The sequence below is a fragment of the Paenibacillus sp. FSL R5-0475 genome, from assembly GCF_038004585.1.
Lineage (GTDB): Bacteria > Bacillota > Bacilli > Paenibacillales > Paenibacillaceae > Paenibacillus_AQ.
This window is the reverse complement of sequence record NZ_JBBORK010000001.1, coordinates 4,119,074-4,144,856: the sequence shown is the minus strand read 5'-3', so window position 1 is coordinate 4,144,856 and position 25,783 is coordinate 4,119,074. Positions and strand designations below refer to the sequence as shown.

The 25,783-nt window shown below is 38.6% G+C and carries 24 protein-coding genes; 22 read left to right on the top strand and 2 right to left on the bottom strand.

Annotation, left to right across the window (positions count from 1 at the left end):
* The first annotated feature begins 10 nt into the window (after nucleotides 1-10).
* From MKX41_RS18635 to MKX41_RS18555, 17 genes are all read left to right on the top strand, one after another.
* Entirely contained in the window at nucleotides 11-643 is a 633-nt protein-coding gene (locus tag MKX41_RS18635; RefSeq protein ID WP_340972524.1) for an acetyltransferase, read from the top strand.
* 45 nt (nucleotides 644-688) lie between these two features.
* Entirely contained in the window at nucleotides 689-1,690 is a 1,002-nt protein-coding gene (locus MKX41_RS18630) for a 3-oxoacyl-ACP synthase III family protein (protein WP_340972522.1), read from the top strand.
* Nucleotides 1,691-1,702: 12 nt separating this feature from the next.
* Nucleotides 1,703-2,791, top strand: a complete 1,089-nt coding sequence (locus MKX41_RS18625; RefSeq protein WP_340972520.1) for a 3-oxoacyl-ACP synthase III family protein — start codon at nucleotides 1,703-1,705, stop codon at nucleotides 2,789-2,791.
* Nucleotides 2,784-3,542, top strand: coding sequence for an SDR family NAD(P)-dependent oxidoreductase (locus MKX41_RS18620; RefSeq protein ID WP_340972518.1), 759 nt, complete (start codon nucleotides 2,784-2,786; stop codon nucleotides 3,540-3,542). Before MKX41_RS18625 ends, MKX41_RS18620 begins: the two co-directional genes overlap by 8 nt.
* Nucleotides 3,543-3,581: 39 nt before the next feature.
* Nucleotides 3,582-3,800, top strand: coding sequence for an acyl carrier protein (locus tag MKX41_RS18615; protein ID WP_340972515.1), 219 nt, complete (start codon nucleotides 3,582-3,584; stop codon nucleotides 3,798-3,800).
* A gap of 96 nt (nucleotides 3,801-3,896) precedes the next feature.
* On the top strand, nucleotides 3,897-4,424 hold the full coding sequence (locus MKX41_RS18610; protein ID WP_340972512.1) for a 4'-phosphopantetheinyl transferase family protein: 528 nt from the start codon (nucleotides 3,897-3,899) through the stop codon (nucleotides 4,422-4,424).
* A gap of 81 nt (nucleotides 4,425-4,505) precedes the next feature.
* Nucleotides 4,506-5,648 carry a DegT/DnrJ/EryC1/StrS family aminotransferase gene (locus MKX41_RS18605; protein WP_340972509.1) on the top strand — a complete coding sequence of 381 codons (1,143 nt, stop codon included), beginning with the start codon at nucleotides 4,506-4,508 and terminating at the stop codon, nucleotides 5,646-5,648.
* Complete coding sequence (locus tag MKX41_RS18600) at nucleotides 5,645-6,751, top strand: glycosyltransferase family 4 protein (protein ID WP_340972506.1); 1,107 nt, start codon at nucleotides 5,645-5,647, stop codon at nucleotides 6,749-6,751. Before MKX41_RS18605 ends, MKX41_RS18600 begins: the two co-directional genes overlap by 4 nt.
* Nucleotides 6,752-6,781: 30 nt before the next feature.
* The gene (locus tag MKX41_RS18595) at nucleotides 6,782-8,104 is read left to right on the top strand and encodes a nucleotide sugar dehydrogenase (RefSeq protein WP_340972504.1); all 1,323 of its coding nucleotides are present in this window, start codon (nucleotides 6,782-6,784) and stop codon (nucleotides 8,102-8,104) included.
* Between the two features lie 2 nt (nucleotides 8,105-8,106).
* On the top strand, nucleotides 8,107-9,081 hold the full coding sequence (locus MKX41_RS18590) for an SDR family oxidoreductase (protein WP_340972501.1): 975 nt from the start codon (nucleotides 8,107-8,109) through the stop codon (nucleotides 9,079-9,081).
* A 36-nt stretch (nucleotides 9,082-9,117) separates the two neighbouring features.
* Nucleotides 9,118-10,197 (top strand): glycosyltransferase, encoded by a 1,080-nt coding sequence (locus tag MKX41_RS18585; RefSeq protein ID WP_340972499.1) that lies wholly within the window; start codon nucleotides 9,118-9,120, stop codon nucleotides 10,195-10,197.
* Nucleotides 10,198-10,466: 269 nt separating this feature from the next.
* Nucleotides 10,467-11,435 (top strand): glycosyltransferase family 2 protein, encoded by a 969-nt coding sequence (locus MKX41_RS18580; protein ID WP_340972497.1) that lies wholly within the window; start codon nucleotides 10,467-10,469, stop codon nucleotides 11,433-11,435.
* A 501-nt stretch (nucleotides 11,436-11,936) separates the two neighbouring features.
* Entirely contained in the window at nucleotides 11,937-12,902 is a 966-nt protein-coding gene (locus MKX41_RS18575; protein ID WP_340972495.1) for a hypothetical protein, read from the top strand.
* 43 nt (nucleotides 12,903-12,945) lie between these two features.
* On the top strand, nucleotides 12,946-13,824 hold the full coding sequence (gene rfbA, locus MKX41_RS18570; RefSeq protein WP_340972493.1) for a glucose-1-phosphate thymidylyltransferase RfbA: 879 nt from the start codon (nucleotides 12,946-12,948) through the stop codon (nucleotides 13,822-13,824).
* A gap of 20 nt (nucleotides 13,825-13,844) precedes the next feature.
* Complete coding sequence (gene rfbC / locus MKX41_RS18565) at nucleotides 13,845-14,405, top strand: dTDP-4-dehydrorhamnose 3,5-epimerase (protein WP_340972491.1); 561 nt, start codon at nucleotides 13,845-13,847, stop codon at nucleotides 14,403-14,405.
* A gap of 29 nt (nucleotides 14,406-14,434) precedes the next feature.
* Nucleotides 14,435-15,430 carry a dTDP-glucose 4,6-dehydratase gene (gene rfbB / locus MKX41_RS18560; RefSeq protein WP_340972488.1) on the top strand — a complete coding sequence of 332 codons (996 nt, stop codon included), beginning with the start codon at nucleotides 14,435-14,437 and terminating at the stop codon, nucleotides 15,428-15,430.
* 3 nt (nucleotides 15,431-15,433) lie between these two features.
* A complete protein-coding gene (locus MKX41_RS18555) occupies nucleotides 15,434-16,078 on the top strand; it encodes a YdcF family protein (RefSeq protein ID WP_340972486.1) in 645 nt (214 codons plus the stop codon).
* 1,867 nt (nucleotides 16,079-17,945) lie between these two features.
* Here MKX41_RS18555 and MKX41_RS18550 read toward each other — a convergent pair.
* Entirely contained in the window at nucleotides 17,946-18,458 is a 513-nt protein-coding gene (locus MKX41_RS18550; RefSeq protein ID WP_340972483.1) for a hypothetical protein, read from the bottom strand.
* Nucleotides 18,459-19,694: 1,236 nt separating this feature from the next.
* Between MKX41_RS18550 and hemA the strand changes: the two genes are divergently transcribed.
* The 3 genes from hemA to MKX41_RS18535 are packed head-to-tail and all read left to right on the top strand — an operon-like array spanning nucleotide 19,695 to nucleotide 22,578.
* The gene (hemA, locus tag MKX41_RS18545) at nucleotides 19,695-21,092 is read left to right on the top strand and encodes a glutamyl-tRNA reductase (RefSeq protein WP_076286482.1); all 1,398 of its coding nucleotides are present in this window, start codon (nucleotides 19,695-19,697) and stop codon (nucleotides 21,090-21,092) included.
* 5 nt (nucleotides 21,093-21,097) lie between these two features.
* The gene (gene ccsA, locus MKX41_RS18540) at nucleotides 21,098-21,925 is read left to right on the top strand and encodes a cytochrome c biogenesis protein CcsA (RefSeq protein ID WP_076300727.1); all 828 of its coding nucleotides are present in this window, start codon (nucleotides 21,098-21,100) and stop codon (nucleotides 21,923-21,925) included.
* 5 nt (nucleotides 21,926-21,930) lie between these two features.
* Nucleotides 21,931-22,578, top strand: a complete 648-nt coding sequence (locus MKX41_RS18535) for a precorrin-2 dehydrogenase/sirohydrochlorin ferrochelatase family protein (protein WP_340972480.1) — start codon at nucleotides 21,931-21,933, stop codon at nucleotides 22,576-22,578.
* A gap of 37 nt (nucleotides 22,579-22,615) precedes the next feature.
* On the opposite strand, the gene MKX41_RS18530 is transcribed toward MKX41_RS18535, so the two are convergent.
* Nucleotides 22,616-22,906, bottom strand: coding sequence for a hypothetical protein (locus MKX41_RS18530; protein ID WP_340972477.1), 291 nt, complete (start codon nucleotides 22,904-22,906; stop codon nucleotides 22,616-22,618).
* 224 nt (nucleotides 22,907-23,130) lie between these two features.
* Between MKX41_RS18530 and hemC the strand changes: the two genes are divergently transcribed.
* Both hemC and cobA read left to right on the top strand, forming a co-directional pair.
* On the top strand, nucleotides 23,131-24,084 hold the full coding sequence (gene hemC / locus MKX41_RS18525) for a hydroxymethylbilane synthase (protein ID WP_283908776.1): 954 nt from the start codon (nucleotides 23,131-23,133) through the stop codon (nucleotides 24,082-24,084).
* 5 nt (nucleotides 24,085-24,089) lie between these two features.
* Complete coding sequence (gene cobA / locus MKX41_RS18520; protein ID WP_340972472.1) at nucleotides 24,090-25,637, top strand: uroporphyrinogen-III C-methyltransferase; 1,548 nt, start codon at nucleotides 24,090-24,092, stop codon at nucleotides 25,635-25,637.
* The last annotated feature ends 146 nt before the right edge of the window (nucleotides 25,638-25,783 follow it).

Below are 25,783 nucleotides of genomic sequence, written 5' to 3'. Positions count from 1 at the left end.
ATGCAGTTTAATGAAGGATTTAATTATAGTGGGTGCGGGTGGTTTTGGAAGAGAATTATTGCAATGGATTAAAGATATAAATAAGGTTAATAAAACATGGACAATAAAGGGATTCATTGATGATAATTCTAATGCTTTAGCCGATTTACAATGCGATTACGAAGTTATTGGCAGTATTAAGAAATGGGAACCTAATTATAACGAGGTTTATGCTTGTGCCATTGCAAACCCAGGAATAAAAGAAAATATTGTAGCTTTATTAAAATCAAAAGGAGCTTCATTTGAAAGTATAATTCATCCCAAAGCTATAATTGGAGATCATAATAGAATTGGGGAAGGGCTAATTGCTTATCCTAATTCCTGTATTACAGCTAATGTTGTGATTGGGGATTTTGTAACGCTACTTTCTTCAGGTATAGGCCATGATGCAAAAGTTGGTGATTATTCTACTATTTCTTCCTACTGTGATATAACGGGTGGAGTGAAAATTGGAAAGAGAGTGTTTTTGGGAAGTCACGTAACAATAGTACCAGGTAGAAAAATTGGCGATGATGCATTTCTTGGAGCCGGAAGTGTAGTCGTTACACATATAAAAGAAAAAACTAAAGTAATGGGGAATCCAGCGAAAAAGATATTATTTTAATAGTACGCTTTTATATATGTTGATATATCTGAAGGATGTGAATTAATGAATATAGGAATTAAAGCTATCGAATATGTCCTTCCTGAAAAAGAATTATCAAATGATGATCTGGCGGAGATATACGATGACTGGACAGCTGAGAAAATTCTCATTAAAACAGGCATAGCAAAACGTCACGTAGTTTTAGAAGAAGAATGTGCATCCGATTTAGCAGAAAAAGCAGCTAATAAAATATTTGAATCTGGAGTCATTACTCCAAAGGATGTTGATTTTATTATATTTGCAACTCAAAGTCCGGATTATCAATTACCAACAACAGCTTGTATATTACAGGATAAATTAGGTATTCCTAAAACAGCAGGAGCTTTTGATTTCAATTTGGGATGTTCTGCTTATATATATGGTTTGGCGATGGCTAAGAGCTTCATATATATGGGGATAGCTAAAAATGTATTGTTACTCACCGCGGAAACATATTCAAAATACATACATCCTTTAGATAAGAGTACACGAACTATATTTGGTGATGCAGGTGCTGCAACTGTAGTGTGTGAGAATGGACATCACATAGGTGAATTTGATTTGGGGACTGATGGAAGTGGGAAAAATGCATTAATTATTCCTTCTGGTGGATCTAGATTGCCACGTTCAGAAGTAACAGCAATAGAAAAAGAGGACAACGGATCAATACGTTCAATGGATAACTTGTATATGGATGGTGCAGAGGTATTTAATTTTACAATTGAGGCGGTCCCACAAAGTGTTGGGAATATTCTGGAAAAGCATAATTTGAATTTAAGTGATATTGATTTGTTTGTTTTTCATCAGGCAAATAAGTTCATGTTGGATTTCTTGAGGAAGAAGTTAAAGATAGATAAGGAAAAGTTCTACATTAATATAGAAGATATCGGGAACACCGTATCAGCAACCATTCCGATTGCATTGAAACGTGCTGAGGAAGAAGGAAGGTTGAATAAAGGTAATAAAGTATTGATCACTGGTTTTGGTGTAGGTCTTTCTTGGGGCAGTACAATAATTACCTGGTAAGGGAGGCAGACAATGATTAAATTTAATTTTGAAAACATAAAAATTGCTGGCATTGCTGTTGCAGTGCCCACAAAGGAAGTAGAGATCGACAGTTTTGCTGCGATATTCGGAGATGAATCAGTTCAGAAATTCAAGAAAATGACTGGCGTCAATAAACTGCATTATGCAGATGAAAATCAGACAGCTTCTGATTTGGGGTATGTAGCTGCCAGACAATTGATGTTGGAAAAGGCTATTGATCCTTTATCAATAGATGCATTGGTTTTTGTTTCTCAGTCACCAGACTATAGAATCCCTGCAACAGCAGGTGTACTTCATAAGCGTCTTGGTTTAACAAAAGATTGTCTTGCCTTTGATATTAACCTGGGATGTTCCGGATATGTTTACGGTTTGCAAACAATTTGTTCTTGTATGCAGACATCTAATATAAATAGAGCCCTACTTATTGTGGGAGATACTTTAAGTAAACTAGTTTCCCCTGAAGATCGTTCTTCTGTAATGTTGTTTGGTGATGCTGGTTCTGCAACACTACTGGAAAAAGAAGAAAATGCTCCTGAAATTAAAGCTTCAGTTAGAACAAGTGGGGAAGGATATGGAGCGATAATCATGCATGGCGGTGGCTATCGCAATCCTACTGCAACTAGTGAACGATATATGTGGGAAGATGGGAACGTTCGTTCTGATAATGATTTATTTATGGATGGAACTGAGGTCTTTAATTTTACTATTTCAGAAGTGCCAAATCTTCTTAAAGAGTTTTTGGAATCTGAAAATTCAATTCCAGAAGAGTATGACTGTTTGGTATTACATCAAGCAAATCTCTTTATTCTGAAGCAAATTGCGAAAAAAATAAATTTTCCAATGGATAAAGTACCTATCTCTATCGATGCCTATGGCAACACAAGTGTAACCTCGATACCCCTTACACTTGCCAAAATGTATGGCGGGGGATATACGAAGAATGAAATCAATTCTCTTATGTGTGGGTTTGGTGTTGGATTATCTTGGGGAGTAGTTTCGGCTAAGATAAATGTTTCTAATATTTTACCTATCATTTACACGGATGAATACTTTCCAGCGGGAGGATTCAAACGTGATTAATCCAATGGATCTAACTGGTAGACATATACTAATAACTGGTGCGTCACAAGGTATTGGTAGGATGGCTGCAATTCAAATTAGTAGGTTGGGAGCTAAAGTGTCTTTAGTCGCTCGTAATGAAGAGAAACTTCGAGAAACTTTAGATATGTTAGAAGGCGAAGGACATGCTTTATATTGTTTTGATCTGAAAAAGGTTGAGGAAATTGAAGAGTTAATTAAGCAAATAGTTACTCAATGTGGTGCTTTGAACGGAATGATCCACAGCGCGGGAATAGCAACTATGCGCCCACTTGCAATGACAACGAGTGACTTTTTACATGATATGATGCTTATTAACTTCTACGCATATGTGGAATTAGTGAGATGTATTTCAAAAAAAAAGAACTATATCGCAGGCGCGAGTTTTATTGGAATGTCTTCAATAGGTAGTCAGTCTGGTGATAAGTCGAAAGTCGCTTACTGTGCTACAAAAGCAGCTATGGATGCAGCGACTAAAAGTATGGCTGAGGAACTTGCACATAAAAATATAAGAGTAAATACAGTAGTTGCTGGATTCATAAAAACAGATATGTACAAAATGTTTGTCGAGAATGCAGGTGAAGACGCTGTTGGTTCTCACGTTTTAAGTAGACAGTATTTAGGGATGGGTGAGCCACTAGATATAGCAAACGCTATGGCATATTTATTAAGTGATGCATCAAAATTTATTACTGGCACAGGATTTATAGTTGATGGTGGCTATTTATCATAGGGTAATTAAAAAGAAAAATTAATAAACGGAGGTAACAAAATGACAAATCAAGAGAAAATCACTTTATTAGAAGAAATGATGGAGCTAGATTCAGGCACGCTTAATGAGGATATCGCTTTAACAGATATAGAAGAATGGGATTCGATGGCAGCTCTTTCCTTGATCGTTGTAATGGATGAGAACTTTAATAAAAAACTGTCTGGTGCTCAGATTAAGGGTTTTAAGTCAGTACAAGATATACTTGATTTTATGGAATAAAGGGAGTTTTTGTATAGGTGCATCGTTAGTTACCTACAAAATTAGCGGTGCACAAATTTAGACTTTATAGTCTTAACAAGTTTGGAGTTTTATTCAGTGATTAAATTGTATTTTGAAGAAACAGAAAATGCGAAAGCGCACTCGGAAATGATCTGCAGACGGATTTTAGGCAAATATTTAAACACAGATGGTGATAACCTCATAATACATAAAGCGGAATTTGGAAAACCATATCTAAGAGACTACCCAAAAGTTCATTACAATATATCTCACACAAATGGAGTATTAGTTTGCGCCATAGCCGATGAGCCAGTGGGAGTAGATATTGAAAACATTAAATCTTTCAATAGACTTATTGTGGAACGTTTTTTCACAAAATCGGAGCAAGATTTTATCTTAAATAATGAAGAAGACCAAGATGAGAGATTTGCATTGATATGGACTAAAAAGGAAGCTTATGTTAAATGGATAGGTAAAGGCTTATCTATACCATTCGAGTCATTTGATGTACTGAATAACAATGGAGTTCCTTATATATATAGTTTCTTGTATGAAAAAAACTGTATTTCAATATGCGTTAAGGAATCTAAATTAATTGATCGATGTGATCTCTTAACGTGTTAAAAATAGTAATTCTAATAAGAAACTTGATCACTAGGTTAGCTAAGATCAATAACTTTAAATATAAAAAAAGGTGACGATAAAATGTCTAATGAACGGATTTTCCTATCTCCGCCTCATATGAGTGGGAATGAAATGAAGTACATACAAGAAGCGTTCGATACTAACTGGATTGCTCCGTTAGGAACAAATGTAGATAAATTTGAAGAAGAATTATGTGAATACATTGGAATGGAGCATGGATTGGCATTATCTTCTGGTACAGCTGGAATTCACTTAGCTCTAAAATATTTTGATGTTGGTCCTGGAGATTATGTATTTTGTTCTGATTTGACTTTTGCAGGAAGTTGTAATCCAATTTTATATCAATACGCTAATCCAGTGTTTATTGACTCTGAACCGGAAACTTGGAATATGTCTCCGATTGCTTTAGAGAAAGCATTTGAGTGGGCTAAAAAAGAAAATAAAATGCCTAAGGCAGTTATTATAGTAGATTTATATGGACAAAGTGCCGATTATGATTCTCTACTTCCGATTTGTGAACATTATGGAGTTCCGGTTATAGAAGATGCAGCTGAAGCGCTTGGTGCTACTTATAAGGGTAAGAAATGTGGATCTTTTGGGCATATTGGCATTTTCTCCTTTAATGGTAACAAGATTATTACCACATCAGGTGGTGGCATGGTCGTTTCCAATGATGAAGAAGCAATAAAGAAAATGCGTTTTTGGGCTACACAGTCAAGGGAGCCTGCAAAACATTATGAGCATAAAGAAGTTGGTTATAACTATCGGATGTCTAATATTTGTGCTGGGATTGGGCGGGGACAACTGCAGATGTTAGATAGTTTTATAGAAAAGAGAAGACTCAACAATGAACTTTATAATACTCTATTAAATAAAGTTCCAATTATTTCCATGCCTATCTCAAGCAATGGTGAATTGAATTATTGGCTATCTGTATTTACTGTTACTAAGGATAATCTTGATATTCGTGAGGAAATTCTTTATCAATTAGAGACTGAGAATATAGAGGCTAGACCTGTATGGAAACCTATGCATATGCAACCTTTATTTAAGAAAAATTATTATTTTAGTCATAGTAATGATATATCAGAGAGTTTATTTCAGTCAGGAATTTGTTTGCCTTCTGGTACTGGAATGTCAAATCGAGACGTAGAAAGAGTAGTTAATACTATAAATGAAACATTTAAAGCGGTTATAAGATGAAAGTACTAATTATAGCAGGATATACGCCTTCACTTATTAACTTTAGAGGAGATCTAATAAAGGCTATTGTCAGAGAAGGGCATGAAGTAATTGCTGTAGGTCCAGAACTTGGTTTTGAAAAAGAAATAGAGGAACTAGGAGCTAGATTTGCACAACTACCGATTGTTAGAACGGGTACTAATCCATTAAATGATATTCTGCTTTTAAAGGAAATTTTTAAATTAATGAAAAAAGAGGACCCAGATTTAGTATTTAATTACACGATAAAACCAGTTATATTTGGCTCTATAGCAGCACGTTTATCGGGTGTCAAAAATATTTATTCAATGCTTACAGGATTGGGTTTTGTTTTCGTAGCTAAAGGAAGAAAAGCATTTATTCTTAAGGCAATAAGTAAATTTCTATACGGGATTGCATTGAAGAGTTGTAATAAAGTGTTATTTCAAAATCCGGATGATTTAAATGAATTTGTATCTAATAAGCTAGTTAGTAGGAGTAAAACAGTTCTTATAAATGGTTCTGGAGTCAACCTTGAATATTTTTGCCCAAAGCCACTACCTAAGGAAATTTCATTTCTAATGATCTGTAGAATTATCAAGGATAAAGGGGTTTTAGAGTACTTACAGGCGGCAAATATGGTGAAAAAAATGTATCCTAGAGCGAAATTTTCATTAGTGGGACCTTTTGATGTTAATCCTAATGCTTTGGCATTTGAGGACATAAAACCTTACATAGATTCTAAAGTTATTAACTATTTAGGAGAGACTAAGGATGTTCGGCCATCTCTAGAGAGTGCGTCTGTGTTTGTTCTACCTTCTTATAGAGAAGGTACTCCTAGAACGGTATTAGAGGCAATGGCAATGGGAAGAGCGATTATAACTACAAATGCTCCTGGGTGTCGTGAAACAGTAGTTGATGGTCTAAATGGCTTTTTGGTTCCCGTTAAAGATGTCGAAAGTCTTGCTAATTCAATGATTTATTTGATAGAGAATCAAAATGATCTGAAGAGCAAAGCAAAGGAAAGCCTTAATATATGTAGACAGAAGTACGATGTAAATAAAGTAAATGATAGTATAATAAAACATTTAGGACTGGAATCTTGATCGATTTATAAAATTGTTTGGAGGACTTATATGACTTCACTATACGAGGGTATTAGAAGCAAGGAAGAAAAAATATCGATTATTGGACTTGGTTACGTAGGTATGCCGCTCGCCATAGCTTTTGCTAAAGTAGCAGATGTTATAGGGTTTGATATTTCACGTAGTAAGGTAGAGGAGTACATACAAGGAATCGACGTAACCAAAGAGGTAGGAAATGAAGAAATAGCCAAAACATCAGCATTTTTCACATGGGAAGAAAGATACTTGAAAAATGCAAAGTTCCACATAGTGGCAGTACCTACACCTATAAATAAGGATAAAACTCCTGATCTAACACCACTTATCTCTGCTAGTAGAACGTTGGGGAGAAACCTTACCAAGGGCTCAATTGTCGTTTTTGAATCTACTGTATATCCAGGTGTGACGGAGGATATATGTGTACCAATATTAGAGGAAACTTCCAATTTAAAGTGTGGTGTTGATTTTAAAGTTGGCTATTCCCCAGAGAGAATTAATCCAGGAGATAAATTACATAGGCTTGAAACAATTGTAAAAGTAGTCGCAGGGATGGATGGGAATTCATTAGAAGAAATCTCAAATGTATACAGCATGGTTATAGAAGCAGGAGTGTACAAAGCGGAAAGTATCAAAGTTGCTGAAGCAGCAAAAGTAATCGAAAATTCACAAAGAGATATCAACATTGCCTTTATGAATGAGCTCTCAATAATATTTAATAAACTAGGGATTGATACGGAAGCTGTTTTAAAGGCAGCAGGAACCAAGTGGAATTTTTTGAATTTTAGTCCTGGATTAGTAGGGGGCCACTGTATTGGCGTGGATCCATACTATTTGACTTATAAAGCAGAAGAAGTGGGTTATCATTCACAGATCATATTATCTGGGAGAAGAATAAATGATGGAATGGGTAAGTATGTTGCCGAGAACGTTGTTAAAAACCTTATTACAGCAGATTTGTCCATACATGATGCAAAGGTTGCCATATTAGGTTTTACATTTAAGGAAGATTGTCCTGATACAAGAAACAGCAAGGTTATTGATATAGTCAATGAATTAAAAGAATACAAAATAAATCCGGTTATTTATGACCCAGTTGCAGATAGTTTAGAAGCAGAACGTGAATATGGGATAAAATTCACGGATATTAGAGATATAAATAATATGGATGCAATTATTATAGCGGTATCACATAAACAGTTTTTGGATATGAATTTAAATGATTTTGATAAACTATTTAAAAAGGTAGACAATAACAAAAAAATAATTATCGATGTAAAGGCAGTACTAGATCGAAGAGAAACAGAAAACTTAAATTACCGATATTGGAGATTATAAAAATGGGATATAAAAATTTGGAGTTTCCTATAGGTAGTAGATTTTTAGTTACTGGTGGAGCTGGATTTATAGGTTCTAATTTATGTGAAGCTATTTTAGATATGGGATACTCTGTAAGATGTCTAGACAATTTCTCTACAGGAAAGAGAGAGAATTTAGCTCCTTTCTTAGAAAACCCCTTATTTGAACTTTTAGAAGGGGATATTAGAGATTTGGATACTTGTATGCAAGCATGCAAGGGTATTGATTTTATTACACACCAAGCGTCATGGGGAAGTGTACCAAGGAGTATTGAAATGCCGCTTCTTTATGAGGAAATTAACATAAAGGGTACACTAAATATGATGGAAGCAGCAAGACAAAATAAAGCAAAGAAATTTGTTTATGCATCTAGTTCCTCAGTTTATGGTGATGAACCAAATCTTCCTAAGGTTGAGGATAGGGTAGGTAAGGTATTGTCTCCTTATGCACTCACTAAAAAAGTTGGTGAAGAATATGGAAGACTGTACACTCAGATATATGGTCTAGAAACAGTAGGGTTTAGATATTTTAATGTCTTTGGTAGAAGACAAGATCCACACGGTTATTATGCTGCTGTCATTCCTAAATTTGTAAAAGCACTATTGAATAATGAGATTTCTACTATAAATGGTGATGGAGGACAGTCAAGAGATTTTACTTATATCGAAAATGTAATAGAAGCAAACTTAAAAGGGATGCTTGCTCCTAAGGAGGCTGCTGGCGAGGTTTATAATATTGCTTTTGGTGGTAGAGTGTTCTTGGTAGATTTGTATAATAAGCTATCTGAATTGTTAGAAAAAGATATCCAACCTAAATTCGGGCCAGACCGGGCTGGTGATGTTAAGCACTCGAATGCTGATATATCTAAAGCGAAAGAACTTTTAGGATATAATCCGGAGTATGATTTTAATTCTGGTATTGAATTGGCAGTGAGTTGGTATAAGGAGAACTTATAAAAAATATGCAAATAATAAAGATCCTATGGGGGAAAAATGAAAACTTACATATTTGTAAGGAATATAAAGTACCGTCCGAGTACTTTTTATAGAATATTTCAATATTTAAATCATTCTGGATTAACTAGTTATGAACTGGTAGAATTTGAATCGAATTTATTCTATGAAAAAAAAACAAAAAAACGAATTGTGAATTTATTTTATATGCTGATATATTCTTTAATACCAGGATATATTCGTAGATTAAAAGCTCTTATGAAAATATCTATTAATAAAAGTGAATATAAAATAATAATTCAAAGGGAGTGTTTTCCTAGAATAATAACTCCACTAGGAAAATTGTTGTTAACTAAAATACTGAAAAATGCTTTTGAAGTATATTGGGACCTAGATGATAATATTTTTGATTCTAAAGAAATATCGAAATATGAAGAAATACTTTTAAATAATTATGCCAAAACCATTATTGTAGGTAATGATTTCCTTAAAAGTAGAATAATGAATGAAAAAAAAGTGGTTATTTTAAACACTACAGATATTATGATGGAAAATATAGATTTAAATATTGTAAATAAAGAAAGAAAAAAATCATTTTCACAAGAAATTATTTTAATTTGGGTGGGAACAAAAAGTAACATTGAGTTTTTGAAAAATATAATACCTCAGCTAGAAGTTTTGGCTAGACTGGTTGAGAATAAAAAAGTTAGGCTCAAAGTTATTAGTAATATCGAATTAAGAACTACAACTAAATACTTGATTGTTGAAAATATTAAATGGAACAGAGACTTGGCGTTTAAAGAAATGTTAAATTCACATATTGGTTTAATGCCTCTAACTGAGAATGAATTTACATTAGGCAAATGTGCTTTTAAAGCAGTTCAAGCAATAGGGTGTGGGTTACCTGTAGTTGTTTCAAATGTTGGTATGAATAAGGAAGTAATTAAAAAAGGTAATGGAGTTCTAATAAATGACAACTCCAGTTGGGATGAGGCAATAATTTCTATTGTTTCGAATTTTCAGGACTGGGAAGAAAAATCATTATTATCAAGGGAACTATGGTTGCAAGATTTTAACTCCAAAAATAATCGAAAATTTTTATTGGATTTATTAATTTAGGTTTTAGTACTCATATATATCGATTCAAGGGAAGGATAAATTGTGCTAAATTACCAAAACCAGAAAAAAAGTAAAATATCAAGATATGTCTGCAATGGTTGTAATAACAGTATTGACCGGATTATCCGCATTTTTGATTGCAAATGCTACTAATCTTTATTGACTCAAATTTGATTTTGTTTGGTTACCTTTACTGCCAATAGGTGTTATAAAACATTTCTCATTAATTCAGAATAGATTATATTGTAATGGAAATGGAGGGATGATATATGTTTAACAACAACATTGCGATATTGTTGTCCACATATAATGGAGAAAAATATTTAGCGGCCCAATTGGAATCTTTATTGAAACAATCTTATAAGAATTGGGTTTGTTTTATAAGAGATGATTATTCAATTGATAAAACAGTTGATTTAATAGAAAAGTATACTAAAAAATATCCATGTAGATTTCAGAGAGTAATTACTAGTGGAGAAAATTTAAGGCCATGTAAAAGTTTCTTAGAATTATTAGTACAAGTGGATTCATCTTTTGATTACATTATGTTTTGTGATCAAGATGATGTGTGGGATGAGAACAAGATTGATATTTCGCTTAAGGTGATGAAAGAATCTGAAAACAAGATTGGTATTGATACGCCAATTCTAGTTCATAGTGATTTAGAAGTTGTTAATGAGAATCTTGAATTGGTTAGTAAATCAATGAAACTAGATCAGAAAGTTAATTTTAAATTTAATGAAATTAACTATTTAGTCATTCAAAATATTGTCACAGGTTGTACAATGATGATAAATAAAGAGTTGAGAAATCTAGTAAAGAATATTCCTAATAATGCAGTAATGCATGATTGGTGGTTAGCTATACTAGCGAGTTGCTTTGGTGAAATTGTATTCATTGATAAACCATTAATTAAGTATAGACAGCACAATAATAACAGTATTGGTGCAAAAAAAATTAATGTTATTAATTCTATAATGAAACTAAAAAGAAATAATTTAAACAAAATCTACAATGATTATATAAATATGATGGAAAAGAGCTTTAAACAAGCAAAAGAGTTTTTTGAAATTTATAAGACTGAGTTAGATCAGGAGAGTTTAGATGTCTTAGACTGTTTTTTGTCTGTTAAGAATAAAAATAGATTTAAAAGAACGTATCATTTGAGGGAATTCAATATAAAAGGACAAAACCATTTAACTAATGTATTTTACAAAACTATAATTACCATTATGTAATTTAAAGTTAGCAGTGTGAATTTGCTATAGAATGTTGAGGGCAAAGAGTTGAATTATAAAGTTGTGAATTTCATGAAAAATTTTTCGTACACTCTAACATCAAATTTTGTTTCTTTAATCGTCTCGATTTTGGTAATATTAGTAATTCCAAAGCTTATTGGGATAAACGAGTATGGGTATTGGCAACTTTATATGTTTTATTCTTCATACGTTGGTTTCTTGCACTTTGGTTGGAACGATGGGATTTATCTAAGATACAGTGGTAAAGAATATAACGAACTAGATAAACGATTATTTTTCTCGCAGTTTTATATGCTACTCTTACTCCAATTAATAATTGGAATAGTAATAATTAGTATTTCAGCTTTGTATGTTTTTGATGTGAATCGAGTATTTATTATTAGAATGGTGACAGCTTGTTTATTATTAGTCAACCTCAGATTTATGTTACTTTATATCCTACAAGGCACAAATAGAATTAAAGAGTATGCACAGATTACAATGATGGATAGAATACTGTACTGCTTCCTCATTACTGTATTTTTAGTGTTTGGTGTAAGTAATTATAAATTAATGATATTAGCTGACTTGATAGGCAAATTATTCTCTTTGTTATATGCAATGTATTGTTGCAGGGATATTGTATTTCGTAGAATTTCGACTTTCTACTTTAGCTGGAGAGAAACCGCTACTAATTTAAACATTGGGATAAAATTAATGTTTGCGACTATAGCAAGCATGTTTATTATAGGGGTAATCCGTTTCGGAATAGAACGATCTTGGGATGTGTCAACTTTTGGAAAGGTATCTCTTACATTAAGTGTGTCTAATCTCTTGATGTTATTTATTAATGCTGTCGGGATAATAATGTTTCCGATTTTACGGAGAACTGATGAAAAGAAACTGTCACATATTTATGAGACTATGAGAACCATTTTAATGGTATGTTTGTTGGGTGTTCTAATAATATATTATCCATTTAAAGTAGCTCTAACAGCGTGGCTTCCACAGTATGCAGATAGTTTAAAGTTCATGGCTATTGTGTTCCCTATGTGCGTTTATGAAGGTAAAATGTCACTATTGATAAATACATATCTAAAGACATTAAGAAAAGAAAAATTAATGTTGAAAGTTAATATAATAACACTAGTACTTAGCGTTATAATTACCATTTTAACTACAATAGTATTTAAAAATTTGAGCTTAGCAATATTGTCTATCGTAATACTCTTAGCATTTAAATGTATATTGTCTGAAATTCTATTATCTAAAATATTAAAGATTTCAATCTGTAAGGATATACTAGTAGAATTATCTATGACCATTATATTTATATTGTCAGGATGGATGTTAAATTCATGGTTATCAGTCATAATATATGCCATGGCATATGCATTGTATCTAGTTGGGAAACGAAAAGATATTTCTGGCACAATTAAAAATGTGAAACACTTTATAAAGATATGATATGAAAACTTTTATCCAGCGAAACAAGAGGAGTGAGGACATTTTGAAAGGCATTATCCTTGCAGGCGGTAGCGGCACACGTCTATATCCATTAACAATGGCTACAAGTAAACAATTACTCCCCGTTTACGACAAACCAATGATTTACTATCCTCTATCCACATTAATGCTAGCAGGCATTAAAGACATTTTAATTATCTCAACACCGGAGGATACACCTAGATTTGAAAGTCTACTAGGTGACGGTTCTCAATTCGGTATCTCATTACAATACATAGTTCAACCAAGTCCTGACGGTTTAGCTCAGGCTTTTATTTTGGGTGAATCTTTTATCGGTGATGATTCGGTTGCCATGATCCTTGGAGATAATATCTATTATGGAAATGGAATGCGAAAGATGTTGCAGCGTGCTTCTTCTAAAGAGCAAGGAGCAACAGTATTCGGATATCATGTACAAGATCCAGAGCGATTTGGTGTTGTGGAATTTAATGAAGATGGAAAAGTATTGAGCGTGGAAGAAAAACCGGCTCAGCCGAAATCTAACTATGCGATTACTGGTTTATATTTTTATGATAATAGAGTCATTGAGATTGCTAAGAATGTTAAGGTCTCTTCACGTGGGGAATTGGAGATTACCTCCATTAATGAAGCTTATTTAAATCTTGGTCAGCTTGATGTGGAACTTCTAGGTCGGGGATTTACCTGGTTAGATACCGGAACTCATCAAAGTCTTGTCGACGCAACTAATTTTGTACGGACTATTGAAGATCATCAAGGAATCAAGATCGCCGCTCCTGAGGAAATTGCATATATTAATGGATGGATTACCAAAGAACATTTGTGGAATTGTGGGGAGAAGTTGAGTAAGACTGGGTATGGTCAATATTTGATGAAGGTAGCTAAAGGTAAAATACAATACTAATAACTGAAAGTGTGGCAGCGATGAAAATTATAGAAACCATATTGCAAGGCGTATTAGTCGTTGAGCCAGCTGTTTTTGGGGACCACCGAGGTTGGTTTATGGAGACATATAGTGGAGCTAAGTTCAAAGAGCACGGTATTGACATGGATTTTGTACAAGATAATCAATCTTACTCTGCGACTAAAGGAACATTACGTGGTTTGCATTATCAATTACATCCTAAAGCACAGACAAAGCTGGTTCGTTGTACACGTGGTGCTATTTTTGATGTAGCCGTAGATATCAGAAAAGGTAGTCCTACTTATAGTAAATGGTTTGGCATTGAACTGAGTGCTGAGAATAAGAAGCAACTGCTTATTCCAAAAGGGTTCGCTCATGGATTCATGACGCTAACAGCAGACGTAGAGGTTCAGTATAAGTGCGATGAGCTTTATGCCCCAGAATGTGATGGGGGTATTCTGTGGAATGATCCTTCTATTGGCATCGCATGGCCTATTCATGTTACACCGGTACTGTCTGCCAAGGATGAGAAGGCGCCTTTATTAAAAGAGGCTAATTTGAACTTTACTTATGATAACTAATGTTAAACAAATAGATCGGGGTGCATTCATTGAGTAAGCAAAAGATGCTGGTTACGGGTGGTGCCGGATTTATTGGAGGCAACTTTGTACAGTATATGATAGATAAATATCCACATTATGATATTGTGAATTTGGATTTGCTAACTTATGCGGGTGACCTAACGAAGCATAAGGATATTGAGTCCAAATCGAATTATCGGTTCGTTCAAGCTGACATTGCTGATCGTGGGGCAATAATGTCTCTTTTTGAGTTGGAGAAATTTGATTATGTTGTCCATTTCGCTGCAGAGAGCCATGTGGATCGCTCAATTACTGATCCTGCGGTATTCGTTCGTGCAAATGTTATGGGGACACAGGTACTACTGGATGCAGCAAAAAAATTCGGCATTACTAAATTCCTCCATGTCTCTACGGATGAAGTGTATGGCGAACTCGATTTCGATCCTACTGTATTTTTCACAGAGGAAACGCCTTTGCAGCCGAACAGTCCTTATAGTGCAAGTAAGACTGCGTCAGATTTGCTAGTGCGAGCTTATTATGAGACCTTTGGTTTACCAATGAACATAACGCGCTGCTCGAATAATTATGGGCCTTATCATTTCCCTGAAAAATTGATTCCACTAACGATCTCAAGAGTATTAAATGACGAGAAGGTCCCTGTCTATGGCGATGGAAAAAACATTCGTGATTGGCTCCATGTTTGGGATCACTGCGCGGCCATTGACCTTGTTGTACACCAAGGAGTAAGTGGTGAAGTTTACAACGTAGGTGGTCATAATGAGAGAACTAATCTTGAAGTAGTTAAGACGATTATCAGTACCTTAGGGAAATCTGATGGTTTGATTGAATTCGTAACAGATAGATTAGGACATGATAAACGCTACGCCATTGATCCAACAAAACTTGAGAATTTAGGTTGGAAGCCAACTTATACTTTTGAGACAGGAATTGCTCAGACGATCCAGTGGTATATTGATAATGCTGACTGGTGGCAACAAATCCTTAGTAACGAATCGCATAAGTGATCCATGAGTAACTTATCTATTAAGAAAAGAAAAGGTAAATTAATTAATAGGAAATTTGTCCTTTTCATATGCTTACTACTGTTGATTATTGGACTCTTTAGTGCAGGCAGCTTCTTAGTTCTATCTGAATCTCCCAAACAAGCCGATGTAATCATCGTACTTAGCGGAGGCCAAGGCCGTGTAGAACAGGCAGCTGAGTTATATAAAGCAGGCTATGCTCCTTATATAATTCTTTCCAATGCCAAAGAGTCAACGAGTAAATCGGGTGACATGGTCCAAACCGCTCTTAAACTAGGAATACCGAAGGATTTAATCTATACCGAGAAGGCAGCCGAAAGCACTTACCAGAATGCAGAGTTTACTCTCCCTATAATGCAGGAACACGATTTTAAATCTGCGATTGTTGTTTCATCGGATTTTCATATGCGGAGGGTTAACTTTCTTTTTGATCGTGTGTACAAAAAATCAAAGATTGAGCTTACGTATGTAGGATCTCCCTCAGTTTATAATGCAGAGCGCTGGTGGAGTGATCGTAAGAGTCGGGAAACAACGTTTAATGAGTATGTGAAAATAATCGGAAATACTTTCGGCTACAATGGGCCGGAGGCAAAAAGTACTCTTGATCAGATTAAAAATTGGTTTCGCTAGTTAATGCAGTATATTTATTTTATAGCCTATTCTAGGAAAAACGGACACCTTCAAAAGGGATCAATTCTATATAGGTATAAGTACCTTAACCCGACGATTGTATTCGTCGGGTATTTCTAAGTTTAGAGGGTTCCATCCTAACATTTATTTAAGTTGAGAATTCTATGAAGTGAAATAATAACTTACAACTACTCCATGCACTAATTCGTACAATATTATTTTCGTGCTTCAGCTTATTTAATGTCTATTAATAGGGCCTGAGATTTTATTTATGCATGATCCATAGGTATATTACCAAAAAAATAGCCACTAGTCAGTTACCCAGAATTACTATGATCCAACTATGATCTTATTCAACATTTTGTATATAATTTAACTATATAAACTGGTATAATCTTGTTATTCTGCCTAAAAGGAGCCTCGTAATGAAGCATAATTTAATACCATTTTTATTTATACTAGGTATTCTAATTCCCACATCTATCAACCGAGAAATGACGAATGCATTCGTTTTTGGTGGTTGCACTCTCCTTCTCTTATCTTTATTGTATATTTTGGACAAACAAAAGAATATCCCGATCAAATCTTTTTACATCCTTCTATTAATAAATAGTTTGCTTTTTATATTTACCTTAACTTCTTATTTGACTGAATATCGCTTCGGTAATTCTCTATATTTTTTAATGTTGACTTTGATCTTTCTTCTTGACTTTAATGGCTTGGAAGCCAATATTGATAAATACAGAAAGTCTTTACAGATTGTTAATCTCATTTTGATTACATTTTCAATATCAATTATTTTTAACTTCACTCCAGTCGTGAATTTTTTACATAACTGGTTTTCAGCTTTTTACATAGAACTATTGCCAAATATGTTTGCCCAAAGAAAGCCAGTCTCAACGTTCGGAACACACTCTATTGCTGGTTTTTATTACTTTATTTTGTTTATACTTAACTTTATTACTTACTATTTTCTGAAAAGAAAAATTCATCTTTTTATAAGTTTGTTTTATATGGTATTCTTGTACAACATACAATCAAGTACCTCATTGGTTTATTTTCTTGGTTGCTTTTTAGCAATAGCCTTTCTACTTTTCAAGAAAAGCAAGCATGTATTCTTTATGAGTACGGTAATATTATCAATAATTATAGCTGTTAAATTTAACGATATAACTATTTTTCAAAAGGTAAATGATAAGCTTTTTTCAACAAATAATGGGTTGTTAGTTAGGTATTCTGCAACTGGTACGCTAAATCAGAACATTAAATACATAACCCATAACCCTTTCAGTGGAATAGGGTTTGGATATTCTAGTACATACCAATATGTTGACTCAGGTATTGTTGAATACGCTCTCCGAGGATCAATTTTCACCTTGTTAGCCATATTTTTAGGATTCTATCAGTTCCTTAGAAGAAATTTGACAAAGAGCCTTTCAATTTTCATATTTGTTTTGTTCCTATCATTTGAAATTGGATTTTCAAATTTAATTTATTTCAGAAGTTTGTTTATCCTCCCTTTCATAGTTGCCTATTTGAATAAACTTATTAACAAAGACATCTCGGTGATTTGAGGTGTCTTTTATTAAATTTGTTATTTTATTCTAGTTGGTCTATGAAACTCCTCCAATTTCACTTGGTCTCCAATGATCCTTACTTGAAGCTTAACACCCGATTTTTAGCCTTTGAGCCCAAGACGGCCGTCTCAGTCCTACAGTAATGTTATTGGAATCAACGATCAGGAGCTCTTTCAGAATACCGCGTACTCGCCGCGTCTTTCGATTGCATAGCCCGATCAAGTGTTTCAGCAAACGCTTGAATAACTTAAAAGGAACGTCCTTGGCTTTTTTCGATAGGGTCGAGTGATCTACAGAACATAGTTAACAAGGGCCATCGGCTGTTCTCCGTCCAATACCCCTCCCACTGTTGGAAGGTGGCTTCGCCCAAAAAAACTACGTTTGTCCGTTTCACTAACCTTGTTAAGAGCTTCTCCCAAAGGGGTACTAAGGGCAAGGAAGGAGGAGGGTCGTATTCCTTCAACTAAAACAGGATTCCCTCGGAAAAGAGGATTTATTTTTATAGTGATAAATGGCAATGCCCGCACTGTGGAACGAAACTGAAGCGGCATCATACAGCTTGGCATAAATATGTGAATAGGCTTAACGGAATCTTTGATATCTGGAATATGGCCTATGCCTGTCCAAACCCCGAGTGCCCGTATCTTTGATCCTATTTTCGATCTGCCGAAGCAGACGTGATGGTGATGAAACACACCTCTTACGGTTTCGACATCCTTGCCCTCGTTGGCGAACTTCGATTCGTTTGGCCATATCCAGCCTGTGGCCTGAAGTGCTCTGTATTGCCAGTACCATTTTCTCAAAGATATTGCCAAACCCGTCATGGATCTGGACCGAAGACTGGGATTAAGAAGAACTTGCGCGGGATTCGCCAATTGGAAAAGTAGATTCAGCCTGAGGTTTCCGAAGATGCTGCCATTGCTAGAGACGATCTGGCTGCGGAGAGAGCTGTCTTGCTCGAAGATGGGAATCTACCTCTAGATCTCCCGAGTATTCGGTTTACGAACAAGCCTTGGCGATTCAGAATCAACCTCAACGAAGCGCTAAAAAAGGGGGTTCACCTACAGCCAGAAACTCCAGAAGTTGTTTGAAAAACTGGACGACTTCCCTCGTCATACGAGAAGGTGGAGCAATGTTTAAAGCTTTTAAAAGATGCTGCGCATATTTTCAGTGCGCCAGAGCCGCTAATCGCTGACTGTGTTCGCGGGCTATTATACAACATACCTGCAAAGGACCAATAATGACCATGAACGATTCTTCCACCGAACCCAAATACGTCACTGTCGAATGACCGGACTACGTAGCTGGAATCTCTACATCTGGCGTAGGTGAGAATTTGTTATTTGGGTAGATGACGTTTTAAACAAGAGAATATGCTGAAACGGTTGAGCTGTGTAGTCTATGAAAAACTATTTCCACGAACGAAAGGTTGGGAATTTCGACTTCTCGAAGGTACAAAGCGTCTTTCCTTCCGCTGAGATACTAACCTTTATTTAAATCCTCTAGAAAACTATGTATGCTTGTTAATTAGACAGACGTAGAAAAAAATCATACACCATAGACTTATTTTCGACATTATATAGTTCAATTCTTCGAGGATAGGAAATATTTTTTCTTTGGGAAAATTGCAGAATATTCGATAATGAAGTGGAATTTTTCATGAGGTTGCCTCGTTTCGGATGTTTGTAGGGGTACACTTTACCGAATGAGATAGGGTTATATGTAATATTCGAGAACTGCGAATCATGATCTGTTCCCATTATATGCAAATTAAAATTGATAATTTCCAACCTCACTTCCACCAACTAATAATTAATCACAAAATAACCCATCCTAACCGTAGCGAACCTGCGGTTTTTTATTTATAATAATTATTATCTGTATTTCATAAAGCGTTCAAAAAATCTGTAAAAAGTCGCATTTTCGTGTGATATACTTAACACAGTGTTTTGAGATGTTGTGAAAGTGAATATTATGTAAAATATTCTTTAATATAACTGTACACAGTAATGAATAGAGACTAGGATGGTGAACTATCGATGCACATCGTCGTCGTTGGCCTGAATTATCGTACGGCTCCCGTGGAGGTTAGGGAACAGTTTGCTTTTGCGGAGAGTGATCTTCCGGCAGCGCTTCATCAACTGATGAAGACGAAGGGTGTGCTGGAAGGGGTCGTAGTAGCCACCTGCAACCGTACGGAAATTTATGTGGTCATGGACCGCCTTCATATGGGAGGGTATTTCCTCCGCGGCTTTATGGAGCAGTGGTTTGGAGTGAAAAATGAGCAATTTGCACAGCATATGTATATATATGAAGACGAGCAGGCGATTGCGCATTTGTTCCGCGTGACCTGCGGCCTGGATTCCATGGTGATTGGCGAGACGCAGATCCTGGGACAGGTGCGAAGTTCTTTTCTCACGGCTCAGGCTGAGGGTGTAACTGGAACTTGGTTCAATCGGTTATTTAAACAAGCGGTGACACTCGGCAAAAGAGCACATAGTGAAACGTCAATCGGCGAAAGTGCAGTATCTGTCAGCTATGCGGCAGTGGAGCTGGGCAAGCGGATTTTTGGCATGTTCACTGGTAAAAGGGTGCTGATTCTCGGCGCCGGCAAAATGAGCGAGCTCACTGTAAAGCATCTATATAGTAGTGGTGCGGCTGAGGTGATTGTCGCTAACCGTACGCTGTCGCGTGCGATTGAACTGGCAGAGAAGTTCTCGGGTAAGCCAAGCACGATTGAAGATGCGCTAAAAACTCTTAATGAGGTAGATATCGTGATCAGCTCAACGGGAGCTGACGGCTATGTACTTTCGGCAGATCAGGTAGCGAATGCTATGAAGCGTCGCCCTTCGCGGCCGCTTTTTATGATTGATATAGCTGTACCCCGTGATATTGATCCTGCAGCGGCTAATGTGCCAGATGTTTTTTTGTATGATATTGACGATCTGGAGGGCATTGTGGAGAGTAACCTGGAAATGCGCCGGAGTGAAGCTGCGAAGATTGAAGTGATGATCGGTGAGGAAATGGATGAGTTCCAGCTGTGGCTTAAGACGCTTGGCGTGAGACCGGTAATCCGGGCGCTTCAGGATAAGTCGAATGCGATTCATGAGGAAACGATGGAGAGTCTGTTCAATAAGCTGCCTGAGCTGGACGAGCATCAGCGCAAGGTGATCCGTCGCTTGACCAAAAGCATTGTGAACCAGATGATGCATGATCCAATCAATGTAATTAAAGAGATGTCCGGTGGCAAGCAGGGGAATGAAGCTCTTGATTATTTCTCCAAAATCTTTGCGCTACAGGAACAGCTCGAATCTAATTCAGATGGCGGAGATTCCGCCCCGGTTAAGCAGTCTAGTTCCACAGAACGTACTGCCGGTAGCGGCGATTTTTCTGTGCCTAAGACGGTGCTTGCTCCGGCAGGCCTGTTGGGTAGGTGAGTGATATGCAACTGCTGAACGGAATATATGATGCCGCTCTGCTGCTATATGCCCTGAGCCTGCTGTTTGTTTTCTCGGATTGCCTTTATCGCAACCCGAGTGGGAAGCGGTTAGGCACGGGGCTTCTTGTTGTTGTGGGTCTTTTGCAAGCTGCAGGACTGGGGATTCGTTTCTCTCAGGAGAAGGGACTGCCCATTTTCACACCTTATGATTTCTTGTTCTGGTTTGCATTTAGTATTGTGCTGACTTCGCTTGCGGTGGCTTTCACACGTGGAGGCGAGTTTACGATTCTGCTGCTTAGTGTGGCTGGATTCTGTGTTTTTCTCCTAAATCGGGTGTGGCTGACGGCGGGGGGGCATACGCTTGAGACTTGGAGCTCGGTGTATGGCTGGTTGACAATGCATGTGATTTTGGCCAATTTGAGTTTTGCTGCACTGACACTTGGGACGGTATTTGCAATATTGTACTTATTCCTGCACACCAGACTCAAAAGCAAGCAATGGAGTGACCGAATTCGTCGTTTACCAAACTTAGAGACTACAGATAAATATTCTTACACCGCTATTCTGGTGGGGACTCCTTTGCTGGCAATCTCTCTGGTGGTGGCTAGCTTATCTATTGTTTCTGAGGGACGGACACTATTATTGAAGGATTTAAAAGTACTAACGACACTTATTGGCCTTGGAATTTACATATTTTATATTATCTTTAAGAAATCCGGGCGGAAAAGTGGAGTAAGTATGGCTCGCTGGGCGATTTTAGGATATGCTTTTATTATCTTGAATTTTTTGTTGAATTCTTTATCTGGTTTTCACGGTTGGAGCGGGGAGTGAAGAGCATGACTCGGTATTTGCCCATAATGCTGGATTGTGAAAAGCAACAGGTTGTGGTTATTGGCGGTGGTGCCGTGGCTGAACGGAAGGTGAGTGGGCTGCTGGAAGCTGGAGCGGTGGTTAAGATGATTAGTCCCTCTTTGACAGATACGCTTGCCTCTCTAGTGAAAAAGGGTCTCATGACCTGGCATGACCGCCCTTATGCTCCCGGAGATCTCCGTGGGGCCTTTCTCGTATATGCAGCCACTAACGATAGAGTGATTAATGAAGAGATTGCGCTGGAGTCTAGGCGACTTGGCATTCATGTGAACGTGGCTAGCCATGCGGAAGCGGGGAATTTTATCACGCCCGGAGTTGTACGGAGGGGTCGTTTGACGGTAGCTGTATCTACTTCGGGTGCTGGTCCGTTTGCGGCTGCGAAGATTAAAAGTGTGCTTGAAGAGGCGCTGGATGCGGCGTATGAGCCATTTTTGGATTTTGTACATACCATGCGAACCCGGATTAAGGAAAAAGAATCTTCTGCTGAAGTTCGTGGAAGGCTTTTGCGGAAGCTTGGGGCGCTAGATGTGTTGAATGAAATGAGAAACGGTAGCTTTATCGCGTGGAGCCCGGAGGATATGGATGCTTGGATTGCTGATCATCGGGCGAAGTAAAAGTGCGCGTGGACACTGTGAAGATTACAAAATTAGGTTAGATTAATGATATGAGTACGGCTAAAGTGGCTGAAATGGTCGAAAGAGCGGCAAAAGTACCGTTTAATTGGGCCGAAATGGCTGGAATGGTCGAAAGAACGGTATAAGTACCGATGAATTGGGCAGAAGTGGCTGGAATGGTCGAATGAGCGGTATAAGTACCGTTGAAATGGGCTGTAGTGGCTGAAATGGTCGAATAAGCGGTGTAAGTACCTTTGAATTGAGCTGAAGTGGCTGGAATAGTCGAAAGAGGGGTAAAAATACCCCTGAATTGAGTAATAGTCGTCAAAAGAGATAAATGAAGGGTAAAAATACCCCTGAATTGCTCTAAAACGCTCATATTAGACAAAAGAAGTGCAGAAATACCCCTAAATTGAGCTATAACCGACGAAGGAGCTAATTAAAGGGCATAACTGCCCTTTAATAGTGCGGAGTAGCTTTTGGTTAGTTTGGATTACTATATACGATCTACGGTGAAGAGTAAGAGGCAGACGTAATCAGGAGGAATGGACAATGCGTAAGATTATTGTGGGGAGTAGACAGAGTGCGCTTGCGTTGACGCAGACAGGGCACGTGATTGCGGATCTGGAGCGACTGAGCGAGGAGCATGGTTTTGGATTCACTTTTGAAGTGAAAAAGATTGTTACCAAAGGGGACCGTATCCTAGATGTCACCTTGTCCAAGGTAGGCGGCAAAGGGTTGTTCGTGAAGGAAATCGAGCAAGCGATGCTGGACGAAGAAATCGACATGGCGGTGCACAGCATGAAGGACATGCCCTCCGAGTTGCCGGAGGGGCTGATCAACGGTGCTGTGCCGAAGCGCGTCGATCCGCGCGATGCACTGATCTCTAACGGAGGCGTCTCGCTAGACGAGTTGCCTCAGGGCGCACGCGTAGGCACAAGCAGCCTACGCCGCTCCAGCCAGCTAGCTGCGCTGCGGCCTGATCTGGTCATTGAGCCCGTGCGCGGCAACATTGACTCGCGGCTGGGCAAGCTGGAGAGCGGCGAATACGACGCGATCCTGCTTGCAGCAGCGGGGCTGTCGCGCATGGGCTGGCAGGATCGCGTGAGCGCCTACCTGCCGCCGGAAGTTTGTCTGCCCGCTGTAGGGCAGGGCGCACTCGGCATCGAGTGCCGCGCAGATGACGCCGACCTGCGGAAGCTGCTGGCGTTATATAACGACGCCGATACAGCGTTGACGGTGGCGGCGGAGCGCACTTTCCTTGGCGCGCTGAATGGCGGCTGCCAAGTGCCAATTGGCGCTTATGCTGTGCTTGACGCAGCCGCGGAAGCCACTACTGCGGAGCACAAAATAATCTCCTTAACCGGGATGGTGGGAACACCTGACGGTTCAACGATTTTGAAAGAAACTTGCACTGGAGTGGATCCGGTACAGCTCGGCGAAGAAGTCGCTAAGAAGCTGATCGCAAGAGGAGCGGAGAAGATACTGTCAGACGTTAGGGGATGAGGGGATTGACGGGGAAGGTTTATTTGGTAGGTGCAGGTCCCGGGGACGCAAAGCTGATTACTGTAAAAGGCCTCGAGTGTATTCGAAAAAGCGACGTGCTGGTGTACGATCGGCTGGCAAGTCCTAGATTGCTGAAATGCATGAAGCCCGGCGGCGAGAAGATTTATGTTGGCAAGCTGCCGGATCGCCACACGATGAAGCAGGAAGAGATTAATCAATTGTTAGTTGATCTGGCTTTACAGGGGAAAACAGTGGTGCGGCTGAAGGGTGGGGACCCTACGATTTTTGGCCGCGTAGGTGAAGAAGCGGAGCTGCTGCGCAAAAATGGGATCTATTACGAAATCGTACCGGGTATCACGTCGGCGATCAGCGTACCTGCTTATGCGGGTATACCTGTCACGCACCGCGATCATGCTTCTTCCCTGTCGATTATCACCGGACATGAGAGTCCAGATAAACTGGATCATTCCATTCATTGGGATAAAGTAACGAATGCCACGGGGACGTTAGTGTTCCTGATGGGCGTAGCTAAAATAGGTTATATCAGCGCCCAGCTGATCAAGCATGGGCGTCCGCCAGAAACACCAGTGGCGCTGGTGCGCTGGGGTACCCGCGCAGATCAGGAGACTCTGACGGGAACCCTCGCCGATATTGAGGCGAAGGTGAAGGCGGCGGATTTTCAGCCGCCGGCCGTCATCGTCGTTGGCGACGTGGTGCTGCAGCGTGAGCAGCTCAAGTGGGCTGAGGCGATGCCATTATTCGGCAAACGCATCGTGGTGACACGGGCTCGGAGCCAAGCGAGCGAGTTGGTGGATATGATTGAGGAACTCGGCGGGGAACCCTACGAGTTCCCGGTGATCGAGACGATCATGCCGGAAGGCGCAGAGAAGAAGGAGAAGATTGCAGCGGCGTTTGGCGCGCTGGAATCGTACGGCTGGGTATTCTTCACTAGCCCGAACGGCGTGGAGTTTTTTTGGCGCCACTTGGCGGAGCAGGGGGCGGACATTCGGGGGCTTCACCGCGCAAGGATTGCAGCGGTGGGGCCGGGTACAGCAGCCGCGCTGGCGCAGCGCGGGGTGATCGCTGAGGAACTTCCGGCGAAGTTTCAGGCGGAAGGTCTGATTGAGAAGTTCGGTCCCCAGCTGCTGCCGGGGCAGAACGTGCTGTTGCCGCGCGGTGATCTGGGGCGCGACTGGCTGCCGGACAAGCTGAGAGAGCTTGGCCTTCAAGTCACAGACGTCGATACCTATGAGACGGTTGTGACGGGTGAGGATGACGACGAGCTGCTGAAGCTGCTGGAGGAGGGGCGCGTTCACGCGGTGACTTTTACTAGTTCTTCAACGGTGCGCAATTTCATCCACATTCTGAAAAGAATGGGGCTCGAAGATCCGCTCCCATTGCTAGCTAACGTGAAAATAGCCTGCATCGGGCCATTAACCGAGCAGACTGCCGTGGAAGCGGGGCTTACCCCGGGACTGCTACCTGAAGAAGCAACTATTAATAGTCTGGTGCAGGAACTCTGTCGATGGAATGCGGAGACTAGGCTCAAGTAGTTTCATAGAGATAGGTGAGCAATAGCCATATTAATATAAGTAACCTTAGACTGGTTGTAGTTTGTACAATAGAATCTCTTAAATTAAGAATCAATTTCAATTCTACTGTACTCTGTACACTCAAAAGCTGGGTATAAGCACAAAAT

Bases quoted from the DNA above. Each gene is read 5' to 3' on its own strand.
- MKX41_RS18605 (WP_340972509.1), top strand. From the start codon at position 4,506: ATGTCTAATGAACGGATTTTCCTATCTCCGCCTCATATGAGTGGGAAT.
- MKX41_RS18585 (WP_340972499.1), top strand. From the start codon at position 9,118: ATGAAAACTTACATATTTGTAAGGAATATAAAGTACCGTCCGAGTACT.
- hemA (WP_076286482.1), top strand. From the start codon at position 19,695: ATGCACATCGTCGTCGTTGGCCTGAATTATCGTACGGCTCCCGTGGAG.
- MKX41_RS18590 (WP_340972501.1), top strand. From the start codon at position 8,107: ATGGGATATAAAAATTTGGAGTTTCCTATAGGTAGTAGATTTTTAGTT.
- rfbC (WP_340972491.1), top strand. From the start codon at position 13,845: ATGAAAATTATAGAAACCATATTGCAAGGCGTATTAGTCGTTGAGCCA.
- MKX41_RS18635 (WP_340972524.1), top strand. From the start codon at position 11: ATGAAGGATTTAATTATAGTGGGTGCGGGTGGTTTTGGAAGAGAATTA.
- MKX41_RS18575 (WP_340972495.1), top strand. From the start codon at position 11,937: ATGATGGATAGAATACTGTACTGCTTCCTCATTACTGTATTTTTAGTG.
- MKX41_RS18600 (WP_340972506.1), top strand. From the start codon at position 5,645: ATGAAAGTACTAATTATAGCAGGATATACGCCTTCACTTATTAACTTT.
- MKX41_RS18625 (WP_340972520.1), top strand. From the start codon at position 1,703: ATGATTAAATTTAATTTTGAAAACATAAAAATTGCTGGCATTGCTGTT.
- MKX41_RS18595 (WP_340972504.1), top strand. From the start codon at position 6,782: ATGACTTCACTATACGAGGGTATTAGAAGCAAGGAAGAAAAAATATCG.
- ccsA (WP_076300727.1), top strand. From the start codon at position 21,098: ATGCAACTGCTGAACGGAATATATGATGCCGCTCTGCTGCTATATGCC.
- MKX41_RS18630 (WP_340972522.1), top strand. From the start codon at position 689: ATGAATATAGGAATTAAAGCTATCGAATATGTCCTTCCTGAAAAAGAA.
- hemC (WP_283908776.1), top strand. From the start codon at position 23,131: ATGCGTAAGATTATTGTGGGGAGTAGACAGAGTGCGCTTGCGTTGACG.
- MKX41_RS18555 (WP_340972486.1), top strand. From the start codon at position 15,434: ATGAGTAACTTATCTATTAAGAAAAGAAAAGGTAAATTAATTAATAGG.
- MKX41_RS18580 (WP_340972497.1), top strand. From the start codon at position 10,467: ATGTTTAACAACAACATTGCGATATTGTTGTCCACATATAATGGAGAA.
- MKX41_RS18535 (WP_340972480.1), top strand. From the start codon at position 21,931: ATGACTCGGTATTTGCCCATAATGCTGGATTGTGAAAAGCAACAGGTT.
- MKX41_RS18615 (WP_340972515.1), top strand. From the start codon at position 3,582: ATGACAAATCAAGAGAAAATCACTTTATTAGAAGAAATGATGGAGCTA.